21 protein-coding genes and 1 tRNA gene are annotated in these 18,884 nt (G+C 70.6%); 13 read left to right on the plus strand and 9 right to left on the minus strand.

Going from position 1 to position 18,884, the window contains the following annotated elements; genetic code table 11:
- Window positions 1–339: 339 nt before the first annotated feature.
- From KAF39_RS00005 to galU, 4 genes are all read right to left on the minus strand, one after another.
- Window positions 340–412: transfer RNA gene (locus KAF39_RS00005), tRNA-Ala, on the minus strand.
- Window positions 413–463: 51 nt separating this feature from the next.
- On the minus strand, window positions 464–1,318 hold the full coding sequence (locus KAF39_RS00010) for a hypothetical protein (RefSeq protein WP_210675409.1): 855 nt from the start codon (window positions 1,316–1,318) through the stop codon (window positions 464–466).
- Window positions 1,319–1,401: 83 nt separating this feature from the next.
- Window positions 1,402–2,013 (minus strand): GNAT family N-acetyltransferase, encoded by a 612-nt coding sequence (locus tag KAF39_RS00015; RefSeq protein ID WP_210677887.1) that lies wholly within the window; start codon window positions 2,011–2,013, stop codon window positions 1,402–1,404.
- Between the two features lie 45 nt (window positions 2,014–2,058).
- Window positions 2,059–2,946, minus strand: a complete 888-nt coding sequence (gene galU / locus KAF39_RS00020) for a UTP--glucose-1-phosphate uridylyltransferase GalU (protein WP_210675410.1) — start codon at window positions 2,944–2,946, stop codon at window positions 2,059–2,061.
- A gap of 40 nt (window positions 2,947–2,986) precedes the next feature.
- On the opposite strand from galU, the gene KAF39_RS00025 reads away from it, so the two are divergent.
- From KAF39_RS00025 to mscL, 3 genes are read left to right on the plus strand one after another with little or no spacing between them, the layout of a single operon-like run.
- On the plus strand, window positions 2,987–3,583 hold the full coding sequence (locus KAF39_RS00025; protein ID WP_210675411.1) for a 5-formyltetrahydrofolate cyclo-ligase: 597 nt from the start codon (window positions 2,987–2,989) through the stop codon (window positions 3,581–3,583).
- A 15-nt stretch (window positions 3,584–3,598) separates the two neighbouring features.
- Window positions 3,599–3,871 carry an FmdB family zinc ribbon protein gene (locus KAF39_RS00030; protein WP_210675412.1) on the plus strand — a complete coding sequence of 91 codons (273 nt, stop codon included), beginning with the start codon at window positions 3,599–3,601 and terminating at the stop codon, window positions 3,869–3,871.
- 22 nt (window positions 3,872–3,893) lie between these two features.
- Entirely contained in the window at window positions 3,894–4,325 is a 432-nt protein-coding gene (gene mscL, locus KAF39_RS00035; protein WP_210675413.1) for a large conductance mechanosensitive channel protein MscL, read from the plus strand.
- Window positions 4,326–4,407: 82 nt separating this feature from the next.
- On the opposite strand, the gene KAF39_RS00040 is transcribed toward mscL, so the two are convergent.
- Complete coding sequence (locus tag KAF39_RS00040) at window positions 4,408–4,605, minus strand: hypothetical protein (RefSeq protein WP_210675414.1); 198 nt, start codon at window positions 4,603–4,605, stop codon at window positions 4,408–4,410.
- Window positions 4,598–8,278, minus strand: a complete 3,681-nt coding sequence (locus tag KAF39_RS00045) for an AAA family ATPase (RefSeq protein ID WP_307804973.1) — start codon at window positions 8,276–8,278, stop codon at window positions 4,598–4,600. The genes KAF39_RS00040 and KAF39_RS00045 overlap by 8 nt, the downstream gene beginning before the upstream one ends.
- A 225-nt stretch (window positions 8,279–8,503) precedes the next feature.
- Here KAF39_RS00045 and KAF39_RS00050 point away from each other — a divergent pair, with 225 nt between their 5' ends.
- On the plus strand, window positions 8,504–9,016 hold the full coding sequence (locus KAF39_RS00050; RefSeq protein WP_210675415.1) for a methylated-DNA--[protein]-cysteine S-methyltransferase: 513 nt from the start codon (window positions 8,504–8,506) through the stop codon (window positions 9,014–9,016).
- A gap of 72 nt (window positions 9,017–9,088) precedes the next feature.
- Here KAF39_RS00050 and KAF39_RS00055 read toward each other — a convergent pair whose 3' ends face one another.
- Complete coding sequence (locus tag KAF39_RS00055; RefSeq protein WP_210675416.1) at window positions 9,089–10,726, minus strand: cation acetate symporter; 1,638 nt, start codon at window positions 10,724–10,726, stop codon at window positions 9,089–9,091.
- Window positions 10,723–11,070, minus strand: coding sequence for a DUF485 domain-containing protein (locus tag KAF39_RS00060; protein ID WP_210675417.1), 348 nt, complete (start codon window positions 11,068–11,070; stop codon window positions 10,723–10,725). Before KAF39_RS00060 ends, KAF39_RS00055 begins: the two co-directional genes overlap by 4 nt.
- A 109-nt stretch (window positions 11,071–11,179) precedes the next feature.
- On the opposite strand from KAF39_RS00060, the gene KAF39_RS00065 reads away from it, so the two are divergent.
- Both KAF39_RS00065 and KAF39_RS00070 read left to right on the plus strand, forming a co-directional pair.
- Window positions 11,180–12,037, plus strand: a complete 858-nt coding sequence (locus tag KAF39_RS00065; protein ID WP_210675418.1) for a LuxR C-terminal-related transcriptional regulator — start codon at window positions 11,180–11,182, stop codon at window positions 12,035–12,037.
- Window positions 12,038–12,124: 87 nt separating this feature from the next.
- Window positions 12,125–12,484 (plus strand): Lsr2 family protein, encoded by a 360-nt coding sequence (locus KAF39_RS00070; protein WP_210675419.1) that lies wholly within the window; start codon window positions 12,125–12,127, stop codon window positions 12,482–12,484.
- A gap of 17 nt (window positions 12,485–12,501) precedes the next feature.
- On the opposite strand, the gene KAF39_RS00075 is transcribed toward KAF39_RS00070, so the two are convergent.
- Complete coding sequence (locus KAF39_RS00075; protein ID WP_210675420.1) at window positions 12,502–13,134, minus strand: MarR family winged helix-turn-helix transcriptional regulator; 633 nt, start codon at window positions 13,132–13,134, stop codon at window positions 12,502–12,504.
- 75 nt (window positions 13,135–13,209) lie between these two features.
- On the opposite strand from KAF39_RS00075, the gene idi reads away from it, so the two are divergent.
- Genes idi through KAF39_RS00110 form a run of 7 tightly spaced genes read left to right on the plus strand, consistent with a single transcriptional unit; the run spans window position 13,210 to window position 18,876 of the window.
- The gene (gene idi / locus KAF39_RS00080; protein ID WP_210675421.1) at window positions 13,210–13,731 is read left to right on the plus strand and encodes an isopentenyl-diphosphate Delta-isomerase; all 522 of its coding nucleotides are present in this window, start codon (window positions 13,210–13,212) and stop codon (window positions 13,729–13,731) included.
- A gap of 2 nt (window positions 13,732–13,733) precedes the next feature.
- A complete protein-coding gene (locus tag KAF39_RS00085) occupies window positions 13,734–14,816 on the plus strand; it encodes a polyprenyl synthetase family protein (RefSeq protein ID WP_210675422.1) in 1,083 nt (360 codons plus the stop codon).
- Window positions 14,813–15,721: a squalene/phytoene synthase family protein gene (locus tag KAF39_RS00090; RefSeq protein WP_210675423.1), complete on the plus strand. Its 909-nt coding sequence runs from the start codon at window positions 14,813–14,815 to the stop codon at window positions 15,719–15,721. Before KAF39_RS00085 ends, KAF39_RS00090 begins: the two co-directional genes overlap by 4 nt.
- Window positions 15,718–17,310: a phytoene desaturase family protein gene (crtI, locus tag KAF39_RS00095; protein WP_210675424.1), complete on the plus strand. Its 1,593-nt coding sequence runs from the start codon at window positions 15,718–15,720 to the stop codon at window positions 17,308–17,310. The genes KAF39_RS00090 and crtI overlap by 4 nt, the downstream gene beginning before the upstream one ends.
- On the plus strand, window positions 17,310–17,654 hold the full coding sequence (locus KAF39_RS00100) for a lycopene cyclase domain-containing protein (RefSeq protein ID WP_210677889.1): 345 nt from the start codon (window positions 17,310–17,312) through the stop codon (window positions 17,652–17,654). Before crtI ends, KAF39_RS00100 begins: the two co-directional genes overlap by 1 nt.
- Window positions 17,651–17,986 carry a lycopene cyclase domain-containing protein gene (locus tag KAF39_RS00105; RefSeq protein WP_210675425.1) on the plus strand — a complete coding sequence of 112 codons (336 nt, stop codon included), beginning with the start codon at window positions 17,651–17,653 and terminating at the stop codon, window positions 17,984–17,986. The genes KAF39_RS00100 and KAF39_RS00105 overlap by 4 nt, the downstream gene beginning before the upstream one ends.
- Window positions 17,983–18,876, plus strand: coding sequence for a prenyltransferase (locus KAF39_RS00110; RefSeq protein WP_210675426.1), 894 nt, complete (start codon window positions 17,983–17,985; stop codon window positions 18,874–18,876). The genes KAF39_RS00105 and KAF39_RS00110 overlap by 4 nt, the downstream gene beginning before the upstream one ends.
- Window positions 18,877–18,884: the final 8 nt, after the last annotated feature.

The following is an 18,884-nucleotide window of genomic DNA, read 5'->3' on the forward strand; positions in this document are numbered from 1 at the left end:
CCGATCTCGTTTCCGTTGTCAAATCGCCGTTCGGCGACCTGCTCGAGGGAACGAGTCAGCACCTTCGTCCAGATCACTCTGCTGAGCTCTTCTGGATTCGGGAGGTGTTCGATGCTTGACGGGAGCCGGTCCGAGGACCTCCGCTCAACCGTTTGGGGCGAACAGGTAATAACTTACGTGGGTTCCGGGGTTCGGGCAAATCACCACGGACTCCCGGGCGTGTCGCGCAGGTCTCCCCTGCGGGATCCCAGGAATCACGCCCGGAGGAGAGCCGCGGGCTGACGGCTGCCCGGACATGACGAAAGCCCCGGGTGCATGACCCGGGGCTTTCGTGTTCTGTGGACCTAAGGGGATTCGAACCCCTGACCTCCTCGATGCGAACGAGGCGCGCTACCAACTGCGCCATAGGCCCGTGAACGACATCTACGTTATCACGCTCGGAGACCCGCGCTCACCGCGGCGGTCAACCAGCGGCCCGACGCTGGAGAAGCCGGCGCACGTGCTCCTCGATCTCGGCGTCGTCGACGAATCCCATCCGCGCGTACGGCGATTCCGCCGATGCGGCCGGGAGAGTGACCGGCGCCGGCGGCGCCATCTCCTCGGCACGCGCACGGAGCGCAGCCACCCGAGCGGCCTTGAGGCGCTCCTCCTGCGCATCCATCTCGGCGCGCGCCGCCTGTGCGCGGGATCCCGCCACCGACACCATCGGCTCGGGAAGCGGGCGCGGGGTCCAGGTGGCGGGACCCTGGTCGTGCAGGACCGGGGCCTCTCTCTCCTCGACGGCCTCGACCACCGCCGGCTGCGGGCGACGGGCGGCGCGCACCGCGACCGACGCCATCCGCTGCAGCACCATCGTCGCGACGAGGGCCGCGCCTCCGCCGGTCCACAGGAGCACGGCGCCTCCGGTGGCGAGCAGCTGCCAGACGCCGAGGCCGACGGCCACCAGGCCGAGCAGCAGCGTGACCGTCGCGACCATCCGCACGCGCCGGCGGGCACGCGCTTGCCGGACCTGCGGGTCGGCGCGGGTGGCGGCGAGCTCCTGGCGGAGCGCCTCGAGCTCGGCGGCCTCCCGCTGCGCCTGCAGGCGCTTGGCCAGCTTCTGCTGGGCGGCGACCGTCCGGGCGTTGAGCTCCATGTGCACCTCGCTCGGAGTCTCGCTCGTCTCGGCGAGGATCCGCAGCGCCTGATTCAGCCGCACGGCGTTGCGCTCGGCGGCGTTGTACTGGAAACGTCCTCGCCACGACGGCAGCAGATACAGCATCCACAGGAGCACGGCGACGAGCACGATCACTCCCCCGCTCAGCACCGGCCCGTCCATAGCTCAACGGTAACGGCGGCGGAGCGGGCGCGCCGTGCAGACGGGGCGCGTGTCGCGAGGAGTCTGCCGCGAGAGGCGGCGGATCAGAGCGTGAGGCGGTCGGACGGGGGGATCGTCGCGGCGGACGGGGGCACCTGCCCGTGGATCCACCGGGCGAGGACCCCCTGCGGAACCTCTTCCTGCGTGAGGGCGAACGCGTAGTGATCGCGCCAGTCTCCGTCGATGTGGATGTACCGGCGGCGCAGCCCCTCGTAGCGGAACCCGAGCTTCTGCACGACCCGGAGGCTGGCCGCATTCTCCGGACGGATGCAGATCTCCATCCGGTGCAGTCCGTATTCGGTGAAGCAGGCATCGGTGGCGAGCGCTACCGCGGTCGGGGTGATCCCCCGGCCCGCGAACCGCTCGCTCACCCAGTAGCCGATGGTGGCGGAGCACAACGACCCCCGCGCCACACCCCAGACGTTGAGCTGGCCGGCGATCTCCCCCTCGTACTCCATGACGAAGGGATAGCCGCCGCCGTCCCGGTACTGCTGGAGCAGCCGCCGGATGCTGACGCGCATGTCGAAGGAGACGGCCCCGTGCGGGACCGTCGCCTCCCAGGGCTGCAGCCACGACCGGTTCGCGAGCAGCTCATGCTGCAGCGGCCGCGCATCCTTCGTCCGGATGAGGCGCAGTTCGACCGGCCCGTGCCGCATGCCCGCCAACAGCTCCACACTGCACCTCCGACGCCCGCGAGACGCCTAGAGGCGCTCGGCGAAGTCCTTGAGCCAGGGGCGCAGCTCGGCGCCCAGGTCGTCCCGGTCCGCCGCCAGCTGCACGATCGCCTTGATGTAGTCCACGCGGTCACCGGTGTCGTAGCGACGACCGCCGAAGATGACCCCGACGACGCCGGGGCCGCCCTCCGCGGTCGCGAGCTCCTGCAGCGCATCGGTGAGCTGGATCTCGCCGCCCTTGCCGGGCTCCGTGCGCTCGAGGATCTCGAAGACCGACGCGGGGAGCACGTAGCGTCCGATGATCGCGAGGTTGGACGGGGCGTCCTCCTTCGCGGGCTTCTCGACGAGGCCCGTGACGCGCACGGCGTCCGATCCCTCGATCGGCTCGACAGCGGCCGCGCCGTACATGTGGATGTTGTCGGGGTCGACCTCCATGAGGGCGATCACGGCAGCGCCGGTGCGCTCGTGTTCCGCGATCATCTCGGTGAGCAGCGGGTCGCGCTCGTCGATCAGGTCGTCGCCGAGCAGCACCGCGAAGGAGCTGTCGCCCACGTGCGTGCGCGCACGGAGCACCGCATGACCGAGCCCCTTGGGCTCACCCTGGCGGACGAAGTGGATGTCGGCGAGGTCGCTCGACTTCATCACGCGCTCCAGGCGACCGGTGTCGCCCTTCTCCATGAGCTTGACCTCGAGCTCCGGGACGGAGTCGAAGTGGTTGGAGATGGCGTTCTTGTTGCGCCCGATGATCACGAGGATGTCCTCGATCCCGGCGTTCGCCGCCTCCTCGACGACGTACTGGATCGCCGGCTTGTCGACGACGGGGAGCATCTCCTTCGGCATCGCCTTCGTCGCGGGCAGGAATCGTGTCCCCAGCCCCGCAGCGGGAATGACAGCCTTGATCTTCTCGTGAGCCATTCCCACAGCCTACCGGTGGGCACCGCCCTAGACTCGGACCATGGCTAACGACGTCGAGCACGCCAAGCGAGCCCTCCGCGCGGAGCTGCGCGAACGGCGTCAGCTGCTGTCCGATCCGCAGCGGGAAGCCGCTGCCGCGGCGATCGGCGAGCGGCTGGATGCCCTCGTCGACGAGCTCGGCGCCCGCTCCGTCTCCTGCTTCCTCTCGACCACCACGGAACCGGGAACCAGGGAGTTCGTCACGCGCGCGGTCCGCCGCGGCATCCGGGTCCTCCTCCCCGTCACGCGCTCGGACGGCCTGCTGGACTGGGCGGTCGCCGACGACACCGATGAGATCGCGGAAGGGCTCTACGGCCTGCCCGAGCCGACCGGCGAGGTCCTGGGCCCGATCGCGGTGAACGACGTCGACCTGATGATCGTCCCCGCCGCCGCCGTCGACCGCACGGGGATGCGGATGGGATGGGGCCGCGGCTACTTCGACAAGACGATCGGCTCCATGGAGAAGTGCCCTCCCGTGTATGCGGTGATCTATGATTCCGAGGTACTCGACGAACTGCCGCGGGAGGTGCACGATCAGCCGGTCGACGGCATCGTGACCCCGTCGCAGACACTGCATCTGTCGCCGCGGCGACGCTGACCCGCAAGGACCGCCATGCCCACCTACGCCTATGCCTGCACCTCCTGCGGGCACCAGTTCGATGCCGTCCAGAGCTTCTCCGACGATGCGCTCACGGTCTGCCCCGAATGCGGCGGCGCACTGCGCAAGCAGTACGGCTCCATCGGGGTGACCTTCAACGGTTCCGGTTTCTATCGCACGGACTCGCGCGCCAAATCCGGGGGATCGAAGGAGGCTTCGGCATCATCGAAGTCGGATTCGACGACGAGCGCCACACCGGCCGCTGCATCGACTTCCGCCTCGAACTGAGGCCCACCGACCGGGGGTTCCCATGCTCAAAGGTTTCAAGGACTTCCTGCTCCGCGGGAACGTCATCGATCTGGCCGTCGCGGTCGTCATCGGCACCGCCTTCACGGCCGTCGTGACGGCCGTGGTGAACAGCGTCATCAACCCGCTCATCGCGCTCTTCCTCAAGGCGGACGCCGCCGGCAAGTTCGGCATCCAGATCACGAACATCTACGGCGAGAAGGTCACCTTCCCGATCGGCGACCTCATCTCGGCGATCATCAGCTTCCTCGCCGTCGCTGTCGTGGTCTACTTCGTCTTCGTGCTGCCGATGAACACCTTCAAGGCCCATGTCGAGGCGCGCAAGGGCACGCCGGCCGAGGAGCCGGAGGAGGAGCCGGCCGCCGCGACCGAGGCGGAGCTGCTCGTCGAGATCCGCGATCTGCTCAAGGCCCAGCAGGGACCGCGCGGCGCCTGACCGCACCGACGTCACGACCCACGGCTCTCCTCGGAGGGCCGTGGGTCTTTTCTCTTCCCGGCCTCTTCCCGGCGCCGAGGAGTCAGTAGTGCGGAGGCACGTCGCGGAGGAGCTGATCGTCGTTGGGGCCCTTCCGGTCGCCCGGGCCCGTCCGCCGCGGGCGGTCGCCGTCCGGGACCTCGGGTGCAGGGTCGCTGCCCTCGACCGGCGTCAGCCGTGCCCGCCGGGACCCCGGCATCCGGACGACCCGCTGCCGCGGCTCGTCCTGTCCCTCAGTCATTCCGGCGGTCACCGAGGTCGAGAGGCTGCGTGTCGTTCTCGGCCCGCGGTGCGGACTCGGAGATCCCGAGCACGGCGGCGATCCGGGACGCGACGGTGCGCGGGTCGCTGTACAGATCGAACGCGTGCACCCGGACGTAGTGCCAGCCGAGACGACGCAGGACGTGCGGGCGCAGCCGCAGGGTCTCGCGCAGGGACTCTCCGCGGGACTCGGGGTCGGACTCGATGACCACGGCCTTGCCGTCGTGCTGCGCGACGAGCGGCAGCAGCCCGCGATAGTCGACGTCGACCGAAGCTCCCAGCCGGCGCAGTTCCCTGGCCAACGCGAGGGTGAGCGGGTCGGCGAGGTCCTCCAGCCGCGCATCGCGCGCCCGCGCCGCGAGGCCCCCGAGGATCGACATGAGAGTGGCGGCGCCGTGCTCCAGCCGGCCATCGTCGAACGCCGACGGACGGATGGACGACACGATCACCATCGAGCGCCGAGCCCGGGTCATCCCGACCGTGAGCAGCCGCTCGCCGTCGGGCGTCGACAGATCGCCGAAATCGCTGAGGACGCGGCCGTGCTTGGTGAGTCCGAAGCCGAGGGAGAAGATGACGCGGTCGCGACTCTCCGCGACCGACTCCTCGAGCGTGAGCACCGCGAACGGCTCCGCGGTGTCACGGGAGACGAAGTCGGCCACGTCGGAGCGTCCCGCGAAGGCCGCGGTCACCGCCGCGCGCACCCGCTCCGCGTGGCGCGTGCTCGCGGTCACGACCATGAGCGATTCTGCCGGGCGGTGCACGGCGTGCTCCACCACCAGGGTCACGACCCGGGCGACCTCGGCGTCCGGGCTCTCGACCGCCCCGGAGACCGGGTCCGGCGCACCGGTCCCGCCTTCGACATAGTCGACGGTGAGGCTGCCGCGTCCGAGGTAGGAGCCCGCCCACGGCAGGGAGACGATCTCTCCTCCGTAGAACGCGTCGTTGATGAGCTCGGCGAGGTCCTCGCCGCCGGCGCGGTAGCTCCGGGTGAGCGTCATCACGGGCAGCAGCTCGGCCAGCCGTTCGAAGACGGACACGTCGTCGAACGGGACCTCGGCCTCCCAGTCGTCGCCCGGATCGACGGCGATGTGGAAGGGGGTCGGACGCTGTGTCACCGGGTCGCCGAAGGCGACGACCTGCCGTGCCCGCCGGATGGCCGGGGCCGCTTCGGCCAGGTTGATCGCGGCCGCGTCGACGAGCAGCACCGTGTCGAAGTCCACCGCATCCGGGATCTCGGGGACGAGGTAGGGCGAGGAGATCCAGACCGGGGCGAGCACGTCGACCAGCGTCGGAGCCGCGCTCACGACCTCGGCGGTCGTCGTGGAGGGCTGCGTGAGTGCGCGCCGCAGGTGCTGTGACTGCTCGGGCTCGTCCACGATGGCGATGCGCCACTGGTTCGCCAGCTGCCAGGCGAGCAGCGGACCCGCCATCCCGGCATGCGCCTCATCGACCAGGCGGAAGTCGCGCTCCAGCCGGTCGACCACCGCGGTGTTCGCGCCGAGCAGTGCCCTGTTGTCCTGGAGTGCGCGTTCGAGGAGCGACTGCCACCACGCGAACTCGAGCTCCTCCCCCACGCGTGCCTCCGACACGTGGCGCACCGAGAGCTCGGTCAGCAAGGGCTCCAGCCCCAGGAGGGCGAGCTTGTCGCGCAGCTGCGCGCGCTCGACGAGGTTCTCGAAGACGTCGGACTTCGCGGCGAGGCCGGCGAGCATGCGCACGAGACGCGCGACGGGAAGCGACGACAGGGGCTCCCGACGGCCGAGCGCCGCATCGAGTTCGGCGAGCTCGGCCTCGACCCGCTGCCAGGCCGCGGCCACATCGGCGAGGCCGAGGGGGATCTCCGGCGCGACGCCGGCATCCACGTACCGCTGCCACTGCGTGCGCTGCGTCTGGATGCGCAGCAGTGCCTCGTGCATCTCCGTCACGTGCACCCCGGGACGCACGTACTCCTTCGCCAGGCGACGCAGGCGACGGCGGTTGGCTCCCGACATGCCGGGGGCGTCCCGCCGCGAGCCGTGCGCCTGGATGAGCTCGCCGAGCGGCCGCTCGAACACGGTCGGGCTGAAACGGTCGAGCGTATCGCGGATCCCCTGCAGCAGCCGGAGGTACTCGCCGAGCTCGTCGATCGTCGAGAAGGGACGCATGTGCGTCTGCGCGATGAGCTCGTAGCCGCGCTCCAGGAGAGCGGGCACACTGTCGGCGTGGAGGCGACCGGCGAGCTCGTGCGCGGCACGCGCCGCCTCGGTGCTCCCGAAGGTGACCCCGTACCAGGGCGAGTCGTTCGGTCCCACACGGAACTCGCCGAGGCGCGCGGCCTGAGCCAGCGCCTCCGCCGCCTCCGTCCGGTCCTTCGCCAGTCGCCGCAGCGCATCGACGCTGAGCCGCGCCGTCGTCGACGGCGGGACCGGGAGGGACGCGAGGCGCGTGAGCTGGCGCGTGGCGTCGAGGACCGAGGCATCGAGACCGGGGATCGGCACGGTCAGCGCATCGCGGTAGTCCCGCAGCACCGTGCGCAGCCGCACCAGCGCATCGTCGACGTCGCTGACCTTCGGAGCGGTGGCCTTCTCGTTCCGGCCGATCGCGCGCACGAGGTCGCGGCGCACGCTGGCCGGCGAGACCGCGAGGCTGTCGAGGCCGATGCCCGCAAGCCGATGACGCACGCCGTCGAGCGTGGACCGGCGGGCGGAGACCACGAGCACCCGCTTGCCGGCGCGGACCAGCTCGCCGAGAGCGTTGATGACCGTCTGGGTGCCACCCGTCCCCGGCAGTGTCGCCACGGTGAGAGAGTGGCCGGCGGCGATGCGCGCGAGCACCGCCTCCTGCTCGGCGTCCGCGTCGAGGAGGAGGTTGTCGGACGCCGGCGCCCGGTCGTCGGGGCCCACGTGGTGCGGGATCGCCCGCGGCGCCGTGACCTGCTCCCGGTCGCCGACGTGACCGCCGAGCGCGTTCAGCATGACGTGGTCGAGGCTGCCGCCGTCGCGGGACATCGCACCGGCCACATCGGCGAACGTGGAGACGACCAGCCGCGGCTCGACGGAGAACGTGTCGATGGACCGGGTGAGCGCCCGGAGACTGTCGATCACGGGCTGCGGTTTGAAGATCCCGCCGTCATACGCGAGCGCGGCGAGCGCGGCGGCGTCGAGGGAGAGGTCGAAGTGCTCCCTGGCGATCCGCACGAGCTCGGGATTCACCTCGAACGCGCCCTGCAGCTTCAGCTCGAAATCGGTGTGGTGACGACGGATCGCGAGCGGGCGCAGCAGCACGGGAGCGGCGAACCACGCACCGCCGATGCGCCACCGCGCGACCCCGACCGCGAGGTGGACCGCCTCGATGCCGCGGACCGTGCGCAGCTCCGTGTTCTTGGCCGTGATGCGCTCCGCGGCCAGTCGCGCAGTGCGCAGACCCACCTCGTCACGGAAGAGGTTCGATAGCAGCGTCGACTTGCCGGTGATGAACTGGGGCAGGCTGCCGGGGTGCGCCTTGGAGATGTCGATGCCCGACTCGGGACTGTCGCGGAAGCTGCTCAGCGGCGACGGACCACCGAGATCGGCCGCCTCGGCGCGCAGCCTGGTGCGTTCCGCCTCGGCCGCGTGCGCGATGCCGACTCCGGCGGATGGGTCGTGCAGGTCACCGAGGGACACAGCGCTGTCCACCGCTGTGTCGTCCGCAGACCTGCTTTCCCGTCGCCACACACTGACACCCTAGGCGCGACACCGCCGGAGATCGGTATCCCCGGCGGGTTTCCGGTGAAAAATCGCACGTCGCGCGTCGCCCGACGGCTCCTGCCCGTACCGGCACACGCGGTCGTTGTCCACGGAACGCGCCACGTCCCCCGTTCGCACCGTGCTGGCGTCCGTTCGGGCGGACAGGATGGGGGCATGACGTTCCGCTACGACTTCGCCCCGACGCCCTTCGGCGACGCCCTCGTCGTCTTCTCCGACGAGGGCATCGTGCGCTTCGACCTGTCCGAGTCCGCGGACCCGCAGGTGCCGTGGCTCCTCGAGAGCGTGTCCCGGCAGCTCGGTGCCGTCCCAGTGCCGGAGCCCGGCGCCGCCGACGAGCTCGTCCCCCTCCTCGCCGCCTACTTCGAGGGCGAGGCCGTACGTTTCAACGAGCACCTGACGCTCGACTGGCGCCTCGTCGACGGCTTCCACCGCGCCGCGCTCCAGACCGTCTGCGAGATCCCCTGGGGGCAGACGATGAGCTACGGCGAGGTCGCGATCGTCGCGGGCCACCCGGGTGCGGCCCGTGCGGTCGGCACCGCCTGCCGCCTCACCCCCTTCTCGATCATCGTCCCCGTGCACCGGGTGGTGCGCTCCGACGGGTCTCCCGGGCACTACGGGGGCCACCCTGAGCGCAAGCGATTCCTGCTGGACCTCGAAGCGCGCTGAGCGCTCCGTCCCCGCGCTTCGGGTGCGGGTCCGGCGAGTAGGCCGCCGGACCCGCACCCGAGGGATGGCGTCTCAGTGGTCGACCGCCTTCTCGGCGCCGAAGCCGGTGAGCGACCGCACCTCCATCTCGGCCGCCAGCTGCGGAGACTCCCGCGTCGTGCTCGTGACGGTGCCGAGCCAGCCGAGGGCGAACCCGAGCGGGATCGAGACGATGCCCGGATTGTTCAGCGGCCAGATCGCGATGTCGATCCCCGGGATCATCGACGTCGGTGTCCCGGAGAACACCGGCGACAGGATGATGAGGATGATCGCGGAGCCGAGGCCGCCGTACATGCTCCACACCGCGCCCCGCGTCGTGAAACGACGCCAGAACAGCGAGTAGAGGATCGTCGGCAGGTTGGCCGAGGCCGCCACCGCGAACGCGAGGGCCACGAGGAACGCGATGTTCTGGCCCTGGGCGCCGATGCCGCCGACGATCGCGAGGATGCCGATGACGATCACCGTGCGGCGCGCCACCCGGACCTCGCCGTTGGGGTCGGGCTCGACCGGCGCGCCCGAGGCGTCCTTGCGCCCCTTCTGGATGACGTTCGCGTAGATGTCGTGGGCGAACGACGCCGCCGCCGTGATGGTGAGCCCCGCGACGACCGCGAGGATCGTCGCGAAGGCGACCGCGGAGATGAAGCCGAGGAGCACCGGCCCGCCGAGCTTCAGCGCCAGCAGCGGCGCCGCCGAGTTCACGCCGCCCGGCGCCGCGGCGATCACGTCCGCACCGACGAGCGCGCCGGCCCCGTAGCCCAGCACGAGGGTCAGCAGGTAGAAGCCGCCGATGAGCCAGATCGCCCACACCACCGAACGACGCGCCTCCTTGGCGGTCGGAACGGTGTAGAAGCGCATCAGCACGTGCGGCAGGCCCGCCGTGCCCAGCACCAGAGCCATCCCGAGCGAGAGGAAGTCCCACGGGTTCGCGCCGTACTGCAGCCCCGGGGCGAGCACCGCCTCCCCCTTGTCGGAGTTCGCCACGGCGGCCTCCAGCAGGGTGTTCAGGCTGAACCCGTTGATCGCCAGCACCCAGACGGTCATGGCCAGCGCGCCGCCGATGAGCAGCACCGCCTTCACGATCTGCACCCACGTGGTGCCCTTCATCCCTCCGATCAGCACGTACACGATCATGAGGATGCCGACCACCGCGATGACGACGGACTGTCCGATGCGCCCGTCGATGCCCAGCAGCAGCGACACGAGACCACCCGCGCCGGCCATCTGCGCCAGGAGGTAGAAGAAGCACACGGCCAGCGTGGTGATCGCGGCCGCCATCCGCACCGGACGCTGCTTCAGCCGGAAGGACAGCACATCCGCCATCGTGAACTTGCCGGTGTTGCGCATGAGCTCCGCCACCAGCAGCAGCGCGACCAGCCACGCGACCAGGAATCCGATCGAGTACAGGAACCCGTCGTAGCCGTTGATGGCGATCGCGCCGCAGATGCCCAGGAAGGACGCGGCGGACAGATAGTCGCCAGCGATCGCGAAGCCGTTCTGCGGACCGGTGAAGGATCGACCGGCGGCGTAGTAGTCGGCGGCGGTCTTGTTGTTCCTGCTCGCGCGGATCACGATGAACAGCGTCACCGCGACGAACGCCAGGAAGATCGAGATGTTGAAGACCGGGTTGATGTCGAGCGCGACGTCCTCCGTCGCCGTGCGGATGATGCTCATGCGTCGGCCTGCGCCTTCTCCAGTTCCTCACGGATCTCGGACGCGAGCGGATCGAGCTTCCGATTCGCGAATGCCACATACGCCATCGTGATCGCGAATGTCGTCACGAACTGCCCGAGTCCGAACAGCAGGCCGACGGTGATATCACCCCACACCCGCTGCGCCATGAAATCGCGCGCGAATGCCGCCAGCAGCACATACACGAAATACCAGACGAGGAAGAATGCGGCGAGCGGGAAGATGAATGATCTCTGCGTTCGTTTCAATCGCAGGAATCGGGGGGATCGTTCGACGGCGACATAGTCGATCGCGCCGGTCTGAGGGGTCGGAACCTGTTCGCTCATGGGGCCTCCTTGCCACATGTCCGCTGCACGCGCGGCCGTCGCCGCCCGAGTGGTAGGGTCGACGCTACGAAACGGGGAACGGTGCCGTCACCCCCGAAAGTAGGTATTCGTGAGTTCTCCGATCACCGTCGAATCCGAGGCGGAGCTCGTCGCCAATGCGGTGCGCGAGCTCGCGCGTCGCACACGTTTCCCCGTCGCCTTCGGCGGCCTCATCGAAGAGGGCGCCGTGAGCGTCACGAGCATCGTGGGGGCACGCACGCGGGCACTCGACGGACTGCGCGTGCGGCCGGAACGCGGCCTCGGCGGGCGCGCGATGATGGAGCTGCGTCCGCGGATGACGAGCGACTACGGCTCCTCGCGGCAGATCACCCACGATTACGACGTGTTCGTGCTCGGGGAAGGCCTGCGGACGCTGCTCGCCCTGCCGATCGTCGTCCAGGGACGACCCCGCGGCGTGCTCTATGCGGGCGCCTGGGCGGAGGAGCGGATCGGCGGCGTGACGACCGCCCCGGCCATGCAGGTCGCGCAGTCCGTCGCCGACGAACTGCGCATCCGGGACGAGGTGCAGCGCCGGCTGCGCGCCGCGTCGCCGACCCCGGCGGCGGTGGCGGCCCCGCAGCGGGAGGAGCTCCGGGAGAGCTTCGCCGAACTGCGCAGCATCGCCGCCGCGGTGGACGATGCCGCGCTTCGCGCCCGACTCGCTCAGGTCGAACGGCGTCTGCTGACCCTGGCCGGGGACGAGGTCCCGCCCGCGACCGGCCCGGTGCCGGTCATCCACCTCTCCCCCCGCGAGACGGACGTCCTCGCGTGCGCGGCTCTCGGCGCGACGAATGCGGAGATCGCCGCGCAGCTCGGTCTGCGCGAAGGCACCGTCAAGGCCTATCTCGGCACGGCGATGTCGAAATTGGACGCGTCCACCCGGCACGCCGCGGTGACGAAAGCGCGACGGGCGGGTCTGCTCCCCTGAATACGTACTGCGCGGCGAACGTCATCCGGGGTGATAAAGGGCCGCGCTGATTGCCGCTCTTCCTTTCGACCCGGTAAAGTCGCCGTCATGGCGAGACGAATTGTGCACCAGCTGGTCGACGACATCGATGGCAGCGTCCTGGAGGTCGGAGAAGGCGAGACCGTGCATTTCTCGCTGAACGGCACCTCCTACGAGATCGACCTGAATTCCGCGCACGCCGAGGAATTGCGCCAGGCACTCGAGCCGTACATCTCGGCCGGCCGTCGGGCGGGGTCGTCCTCGTCTTCCGGCGGGGGGCGCTCGTCGTCGTCCTCATCGCGGAAGCGACAGGCCCGCAATCCCGAGGTCGCGGCGATCCGCGCCTGGGCGAAGGAGAACGGCTACACGCTCTCGGAGCGGGGGCGCGTACCGGCCCCGATCCTCGAGGCCTACCGCGCCGCACACTGAACCGGTCCCGCCCCACCTCACGGTCGGGCGGGATCTTCTTTCGCGCCCTCGAGCGCCCACGCTTCGTCGCGCAGCGTGATCTCCTCCGTCATGTCCAGGAGGAAACGGATCACGACTTCGCGTTCCTCCGCCGAGAGCCGTGCGGCCGCGTAGAAGCGCTTGGCCTGCTGCCGTCCGACGGTCTCCATCGCGGCGTGACGGGTCTCGGGGGTGATGGTGATCGCGAGCGCCCGGCGGTCCGTCGGATGCGGCGCGCGCCGGATGTGCCCGCCCTTCTCCAGCCGGTCGAGGAGCTTCGTGGTCGCCGCGGTGGAGACGCCGAGGTGGTGGGCGATCCCGCTGGGTGTCGCCACGACCGAGCGGTTGTCGCACACGATGAGGTAGTGCAGCGCGCGCATGTCGGTCTCGTTGAGTTGCATGTAGCGCCGCGACGCCTGCGAGAGACGCTGCTCGGCCTCACGCAGTCCCCCGAGCGCCTCCATGAGGCGTCCGATCTGCCGCAGGTCCTCCGGCGCGACGCCGGAGCGATCGACGAGCGTGCTGCGGGGGTCGCTGGCGTCGACGTCGTAGATCGACCCCTGGCTGAGCTCGTCGGACCCCGCGGTCACCGGCGCCTCGGCGACCGGGGTGGTGCGGGGCTCGGAGTGCATGCGATCATGTTACACACCAACAGCTTCATGCTAAGTTGATATTTCGCCAGGTTAGCAAAGCGACGAGAGGAAGCCATGGACCACGTCACCCTCCTCGCCGAAGACGGGACTGCCGTCGGCACCCTGCCCAAGAGCGAGGTCCACACGACCGACACCCCTCTCCACCTCGCCTTCTCCTGCTACGTGCAGGATCGCGATGGACGACTGCTGGTGACGCGGCGCGCCCTCGGCAAGCGGACCTGGCCCGGCGTCTGGACCAACAGCTTCTGCGGACACCCGCAACCGGACGAGGACATGTTCGAGGCGGTGCGCCGACGCGGTTCCGACGAGCTCGGCATCCGCGTGACCGACATCCGTCTCGCCCTCCCCGACTACCGCTACCGCGCCGTGGACGCGAGCGGGATCGTCGAGAACGAGATCTGCCCGGTGCACGTCGCCGTCGTCGACGAGCAGCCGACCGCGAACCCCGACGAAGTGGCCGAATGGGCCTGGGTCGAGATCGACGCCCTGCTCGAGGCGGTCACCCGGGCGCCGTTCGCGTTCAGCCCCTGGCTCGCCGAGCAGCTCCCCCTCCTGCGCGGACGCGGGGAGGTGTGAGCATGGTGATCACGGTGACGGAAGAAGACCTCGGCACGCGCATCGAAGCCGTGCTGCGGCGCCGCTTCGCCGAGCGCACGGTCGCCGCCGAGCACCACGGGGCGGAGTTCGCCGCCCTCTGGCACACGGCCGCCGACCACGCCCTGGGCGGGAAGCTCCTGCGCCCGCGGATGCTCATGGACCTTCTCCCCGCGCTCGCGAAGGCCCCGGTGACGGAGAAGGACACCGCCCGCGCCATCGACGTGGCCGCCGACATCGAACTGCTGCACTTCGCGTTCCTCCTCCACGACGACGTGATCGACGGCGATCTCACCCGCCGCCGCCGTCCCAACCTCATCGGGTCGCTCGTCGCACGGCGTCCCGACGAGGCCGACGAGACCGCCCTACACTGGGGGCGCTCCAGCGCCATCCTCCTGGGCGATCTCCTGCTGTCCAGTGCGGTGCTCGGCTTCGCCCGCACCGACCTGCCGGCCGCCCGGAAGGAGCGCCTGCTCGCCCTCCTGGAGACGACCGTCTTCGAGACCGTGGCCGGCGAGCACTCCGACGTCGCCCTCAGCGACGGCATCATCACCGCCGACCTCCGCACCATCCTCGCCACGAGCGCCTCCAAGACCGCGACCTACTCGTTCGTCCTCCCCCTGCGTGCGGCGGCGATCCTCGCGGGAGCGCCCGTGGCCACCGAGGAGCAGCTGACCGAGATCGGCGCGCACCTCGGCCTCGCGTACCAGCTGCAGGACGACCTGCTCTCGGTGTTCGGTGACCCGGACGCGCACGGCAAGGACCCGTTCTCGGATCTGCGTGAAGGCAAGGAGACCGCGATCATCGCCTATGCGCGCATGACCAGCCACTGGCCGGCCATCGAGCTGCGGTTCGGAGAGACCGACCTCAGCATCGAGGACGCCGCCGAGATGAGGGACCGCCTCCGGGAGTGCGGCGCGGAGGGCTTCGTCCGCGGGCTCGTCGCCGAACAGCTCGCCGCCGTGTCCACGGTGCTCGCCGAGGCCGAGGAGGCCGGCACGCTCTCGGCCGACGCCGGACGTATCATCCTCACGCTCGCCGACCGGATCGAGGGCCGCAGCCGATGACCGCGACACCCGCCGACCAGCCGGGCGACGCCGCCCTCCGCCGCTTCAGCCGCACCGCCGAGATCGCGACCTCGGACGTGATCCGCACCTACTCCACCTCGTTCGGACTCGCGACGCGCCTCCTCGGGCGACGCCACCGGCAGCACGTGCGCAACATCTACGCGATGGTGCGCATCGCCGACGAGATCGTCGACGGCGTCGCGGCGGAGGCGGGACTCGACGGCGACGCCCAGACCGCGGCCCTGGAGTCGTACATCGCCGAGACGCATCGCTCGATGCGCACCGGGTACAGCAGTGACCTCATCCTGCACGCCTTCGCCAGGACCGCGCGCGAATGCGGGATCGGCGAAGACCTCACGCAGCCGTTCTTCGACTCCATGCGCGCCGACATCGCCGCGGAGTCCGGCTTCACCGCCTACGACGCCGATGCGCACGCCGCCTACGTCTACGGCTCCGCCGAGGTCGTGGGGCTCATGTGCCTCCAGGTCTTCCTCCGCGACGCCCCACGCACACCGGCGGAACTCGAGATCCTGCGCCGCGGGGCACGCCGCCTCGGCGCCGCGTTCCAGAACGTGAACTTCCTGCGCGACCTCGCCGACGACACCGACCGGCTGCACCGGGGGTATCTCGGGGGCTCGGCGCGGCTCACCGACGCCGACCGCGACGCCTGGGTGGACACCGTGCGCCGTCAGCTCGCCGACGCCCGCGCCTCGATCCCGCTGCTCCCGAAGGACGCCCGCGCCGCCGTGCGGAGCGCGCTCGCCCTGTTCGCCGCCCTGACGGAGCGCGTGGCACGGACCCCGGCGGACGAGCTCTACCGCCGGCGGGTGCGCGTCCCCGACCCGATCAAAGCGCTGCTCGCCGGACGAGCCGTCGTCGTCACCGCCCTGGAGCGGGACCGATGAGCCGCATCGTGATCATCGGCGCCGGGGTCGCCGGCCTGGCCACCGCCGGCCTGCTCGCACGGGACGGACACGACGTCGTGGTGCTGGAGAAGAACGACCGCGTCGGAGGGCGCGCCGGGACGATCGAGCGCGACGGCTTCCGGTTCGATTCCGGCCCCTCGTGGTACCTCATGCCCGAGGTCTTCGACCACTACTTCCGGATGATGGGCACGAGCACCGAGGATCAGCTCGACCTCACCCTCCTCGACCCCGGGTACCGCGTGTTCCGCTCCCCCGAGTCCGGTGACGCCCCGGTCACGGTGCCGGCGGGACGCGAGGCCGTTGCGGCCCTCTTCGAATCCCTGGAGCCGGGCTCAGCCGCCGCGCTCGACACGTACCTCGCGTCCGCGCACGACGCCGGAGGCATGGCCCGGCGCTACTTCCTCTACAACCCCTTCACCCGGGCCAGGACGCTGGCCGCCCCCGAGGTCGTGAGGGCGCTGCCGCGTCTCTTCTCGCTCCTCGGCACGCGGCTGCAGGCCTTCGCGGCGCGCCGCTTCCGGAACCCGGTGCTGCGGCAGATCCTCGGCTATCCGGCGGTCTTCCTCGGCACCGACCCCCGCACGGCCCCGGCGATGTACCACCTGATGAGCGCACTCGACCTCGACCAGGGCGTGCTGTACCCGCAGGGCGGGTTCTGGAGGGTCGTGGAACGGCTGGAGGCGCTGGCCCGCGATGCGGGCGCGCGGATCGTGACCGGGGCGGACGTCACCGGCATCCGCACCCAGGACGCGGACGGCGCCACCCACGTGACCGGCGTCGGCTGGACCGACCGCGACGGCCACCAGCACATGGAGGAGGCGGACATCGTCGTCTCCGCCGCTGATCTCCATCACACCGAGACCGCCCTGCTGCCGCCGACGCTGCAGTCCTACCCGGAGTCGTGGTGGGCGCGACGGACGAGCGGCCCCGGAGGCGTGCTCGTGATGCTCGGCGTGCGCGGTGCGCTCCCCGAGCTCCCCCATCACTCGCTCTTCTTCACAGACGACTGGGACGCGAACTTCGACGCCATCTTCGGTGCCGCACCGACCATCCCCGCGCCGGCCTCCACGTACGTGTGCCGCCCGAGCGCCACCGACCCGGATGTCGCCCCGGACGGCCACGAGAACCTCTTCGTCCTGGTCCCCGTCCCCGCCGACGTCGACCTCGGCCACGGCGGCAGCGACGGTGACGGCGCGCCCGCGATCGAAAGGGCCGCCGACGCCGCGATCGACATGATCGCGACCTGGGCGGGGATCCCCGATCTGCGTGAGCGCATCATCGTGCGCGAGACGATCGGCCCCGCCGACTTCCGCGACGACTACCGTTCGTGGCGCGGCGGCATGCTGGGGCCGGCGCACATCCTCTCCCAGAGCGCCATGTTCCGCGCGCAGAACGCCTCACGCCGGGTGCGGGGCCTCTACTACGCCGGCGCCACCACGGCACCGGGCGTCGGTGTGCCGATGTGCCTCATCAGCGCCGAGATCGTCCTCAAGCGCATCCGGGGGGACCACTCCCCCGGTCCTCTGCCGGAGCCGGCGCCCCGGCAGACGACGGCGGAGCCGGCATGATGGGCGCGATCTACCTGACCGCCCTCCTCATCTCCCTCGGGTGCATGCTGCTCCTCGACTGGCGCTTCCGGCTCTTCTTCTGGCGCGACCCCGTCACGGCGACCATCGTCACCGTCGTCGGCCTCGCCTTCTTCCTCGCCTGGGATGTGGCGGGCATCGCCGCGGGCATCTTCTTCCGCGGCGAGGCCGCGATCGCGACCGGCATCGTCCTGGCTCCGGAGCTCCCCCTCGAGGAGCCGATCTTCCTGGTCTTCCTCGTCGTCTGCACGATGGTCCTCTACGGTGGTGCGGTCCGGCTCCTCACGCGTCGCCGCCTCCGCGCGACGGAGAGGAGCACGGCATGACCTACCTCCAGCTGTCCGCGGTGTTCCTCGCCGTCGCCGCGCTCACCGCCGTCGCACTGTGCGTGGGCGCACGGCGCACGCCGCACCTCGGCGCGCTGACGATCACCGCTTTCGCGCTCTTCGTCCTGACCGCCGTCTTCGACACGATCATGATCGCCACCGGTCTCTTCCACTACGCGCCCGCGCACCTCGCCGGGGTGCACATCGGTCTCGCGCCGCTGGAGGATTTCGCGTACCCGCTGGCCGGGGTGCTGCTGCTCCCCGCCCTGTGGACCGCGTTGCGGGCCCGGCGCTCGCGCACGACGTCCGCCGCAGCTGAGGAGCGCGCATGACCGACCGGACCTCCCGTGCCGGCGGCCTCGGCCGCGACATCGCCCAGATCGTGCTGTCCTCGCGGCCGATCAGCTGGATCAACACCGCCTTCCCGTTCGCCGCCGCCTACCTGCTGAGCACGCGCGAGATCGACGTCACCTTCGTGATCGGCACCCTCTACTTCCTCGTGCCCTACAACCTCGCGATGTACGGCATCAACGACGTCTTCGACTACGCGTCCGACCTCGCGAACCCCCGCAAGGGCGGGATCGAGGGGGCCCTGCTCTCCCCGCGCATCCACCGCGCGACGCTGTGGGCGGCGGCGGTGACGAACGTCCCGTTCCTCGTCTACCTCTTCGCCGTCGGCACCCCCGCGTCGTGGCTGTGGCTCGCCGTCAGCGTCTTCGCCGTCCTCGCGTACTCCGCGCCGGTGCTCCGCTTCAAGGAGCGCCCGTTCCTCGACTCCGTGACCTCGAGCACCCATTTCGTGAGCCCGGCCCTCGTCGGTCTCACCCTGGCGGGCGCTCCGCTGACGACCAGCACCGTCCTCGTCCTCGGCGCGTTCTTCCTCTGGGGCATGGCCGCGCACGCGTTCGGAGCGGTGCAGGACATCGGTCCCGACCGTGAGGGCGGGATCTCGTCCGTCGCGACGGTGATCGGCGCCCGGGCGACGGTCCGCCTCGCGATCGTGCTGTGGACGGTCGCCGGCGTCGCGATGCTGCTGACACCCTGGCCGGGTCCTCTGGCCGCGGTGCTGGCCCTCCCCTACATCGTCAACGCCGCACCGTGGTGGAACGTCACCGATGACACCTCGGCGGACACCAACCGCGCGTGGCGCCGCTTCATCGCCCTGAACTACATCGCGGGCTTCCTCGCCACGATGATCCTCATCCTCGCCTGGGTCTCCTGACCCGGCAT

The sequence above is a fragment of the Microbacterium sp. BLY genome (assembly GCF_017939615.1).
Lineage (GTDB): Bacteria > Actinomycetota > Actinomycetes > Actinomycetales > Microbacteriaceae > Microbacterium.

Coding starts and splice junctions, on each gene's coding strand:
- KAF39_RS00040 (WP_210675414.1), bottom strand. CDS start 4,605: ATGACTGAGGGACAGGACGAGCCGCGGCAGCGGGTCGTCCGGATGCCG.
- idi (WP_210675421.1), top strand. CDS start 13,210: ATGGACCACGTCACCCTCCTCGCCGAAGACGGGACTGCCGTCGGCACC.
- KAF39_RS00030 (WP_210675412.1), top strand. CDS start 3,599: ATGCCCACCTACGCCTATGCCTGCACCTCCTGCGGGCACCAGTTCGAT.
- KAF39_RS00015 (WP_210677887.1), bottom strand. CDS start 2,013: ATGCGGCACGGGCCGGTCGAACTGCGCCTCATCCGGACGAAGGATGCG.
- KAF39_RS00025 (WP_210675411.1), top strand. CDS start 2,987: ATGGCTAACGACGTCGAGCACGCCAAGCGAGCCCTCCGCGCGGAGCTG.
- KAF39_RS00075 (WP_210675420.1), bottom strand. CDS start 13,134: ATGCACTCCGAGCCCCGCACCACCCCGGTCGCCGAGGCGCCGGTGACC.
- KAF39_RS00100 (WP_210677889.1), top strand. CDS start 17,310: ATGGGCGCGATCTACCTGACCGCCCTCCTCATCTCCCTCGGGTGCATG.
- KAF39_RS00050 (WP_210675415.1), top strand. CDS start 8,504: ATGACGTTCCGCTACGACTTCGCCCCGACGCCCTTCGGCGACGCCCTC.
- KAF39_RS00090 (WP_210675423.1), top strand. CDS start 14,813: ATGACCGCGACACCCGCCGACCAGCCGGGCGACGCCGCCCTCCGCCGC.
- crtI (WP_210675424.1), top strand. CDS start 15,718: ATGAGCCGCATCGTGATCATCGGCGCCGGGGTCGCCGGCCTGGCCACC.
- galU (WP_210675410.1), bottom strand. CDS start 2,946: ATGGCTCACGAGAAGATCAAGGCTGTCATTCCCGCTGCGGGGCTGGGG.
- KAF39_RS00010 (WP_210675409.1), bottom strand. CDS start 1,318: ATGGACGGGCCGGTGCTGAGCGGGGGAGTGATCGTGCTCGTCGCCGTG.
- KAF39_RS00055 (WP_210675416.1), bottom strand. CDS start 10,726: ATGAGCATCATCCGCACGGCGACGGAGGACGTCGCGCTCGACATCAAC.
- KAF39_RS00070 (WP_210675419.1), top strand. CDS start 12,125: ATGGCGAGACGAATTGTGCACCAGCTGGTCGACGACATCGATGGCAGC.
- KAF39_RS00060 (WP_210675417.1), bottom strand. CDS start 11,070: ATGAGCGAACAGGTTCCGACCCCTCAGACCGGCGCGATCGACTATGTC.
- KAF39_RS00110 (WP_210675426.1), top strand. CDS start 17,983: ATGACCGACCGGACCTCCCGTGCCGGCGGCCTCGGCCGCGACATCGCC.
- KAF39_RS00105 (WP_210675425.1), top strand. CDS start 17,651: ATGACCTACCTCCAGCTGTCCGCGGTGTTCCTCGCCGTCGCCGCGCTC.
- mscL (WP_210675413.1), top strand. CDS start 3,894: ATGCTCAAAGGTTTCAAGGACTTCCTGCTCCGCGGGAACGTCATCGAT.
- KAF39_RS00085 (WP_210675422.1), top strand. CDS start 13,734: ATGGTGATCACGGTGACGGAAGAAGACCTCGGCACGCGCATCGAAGCC.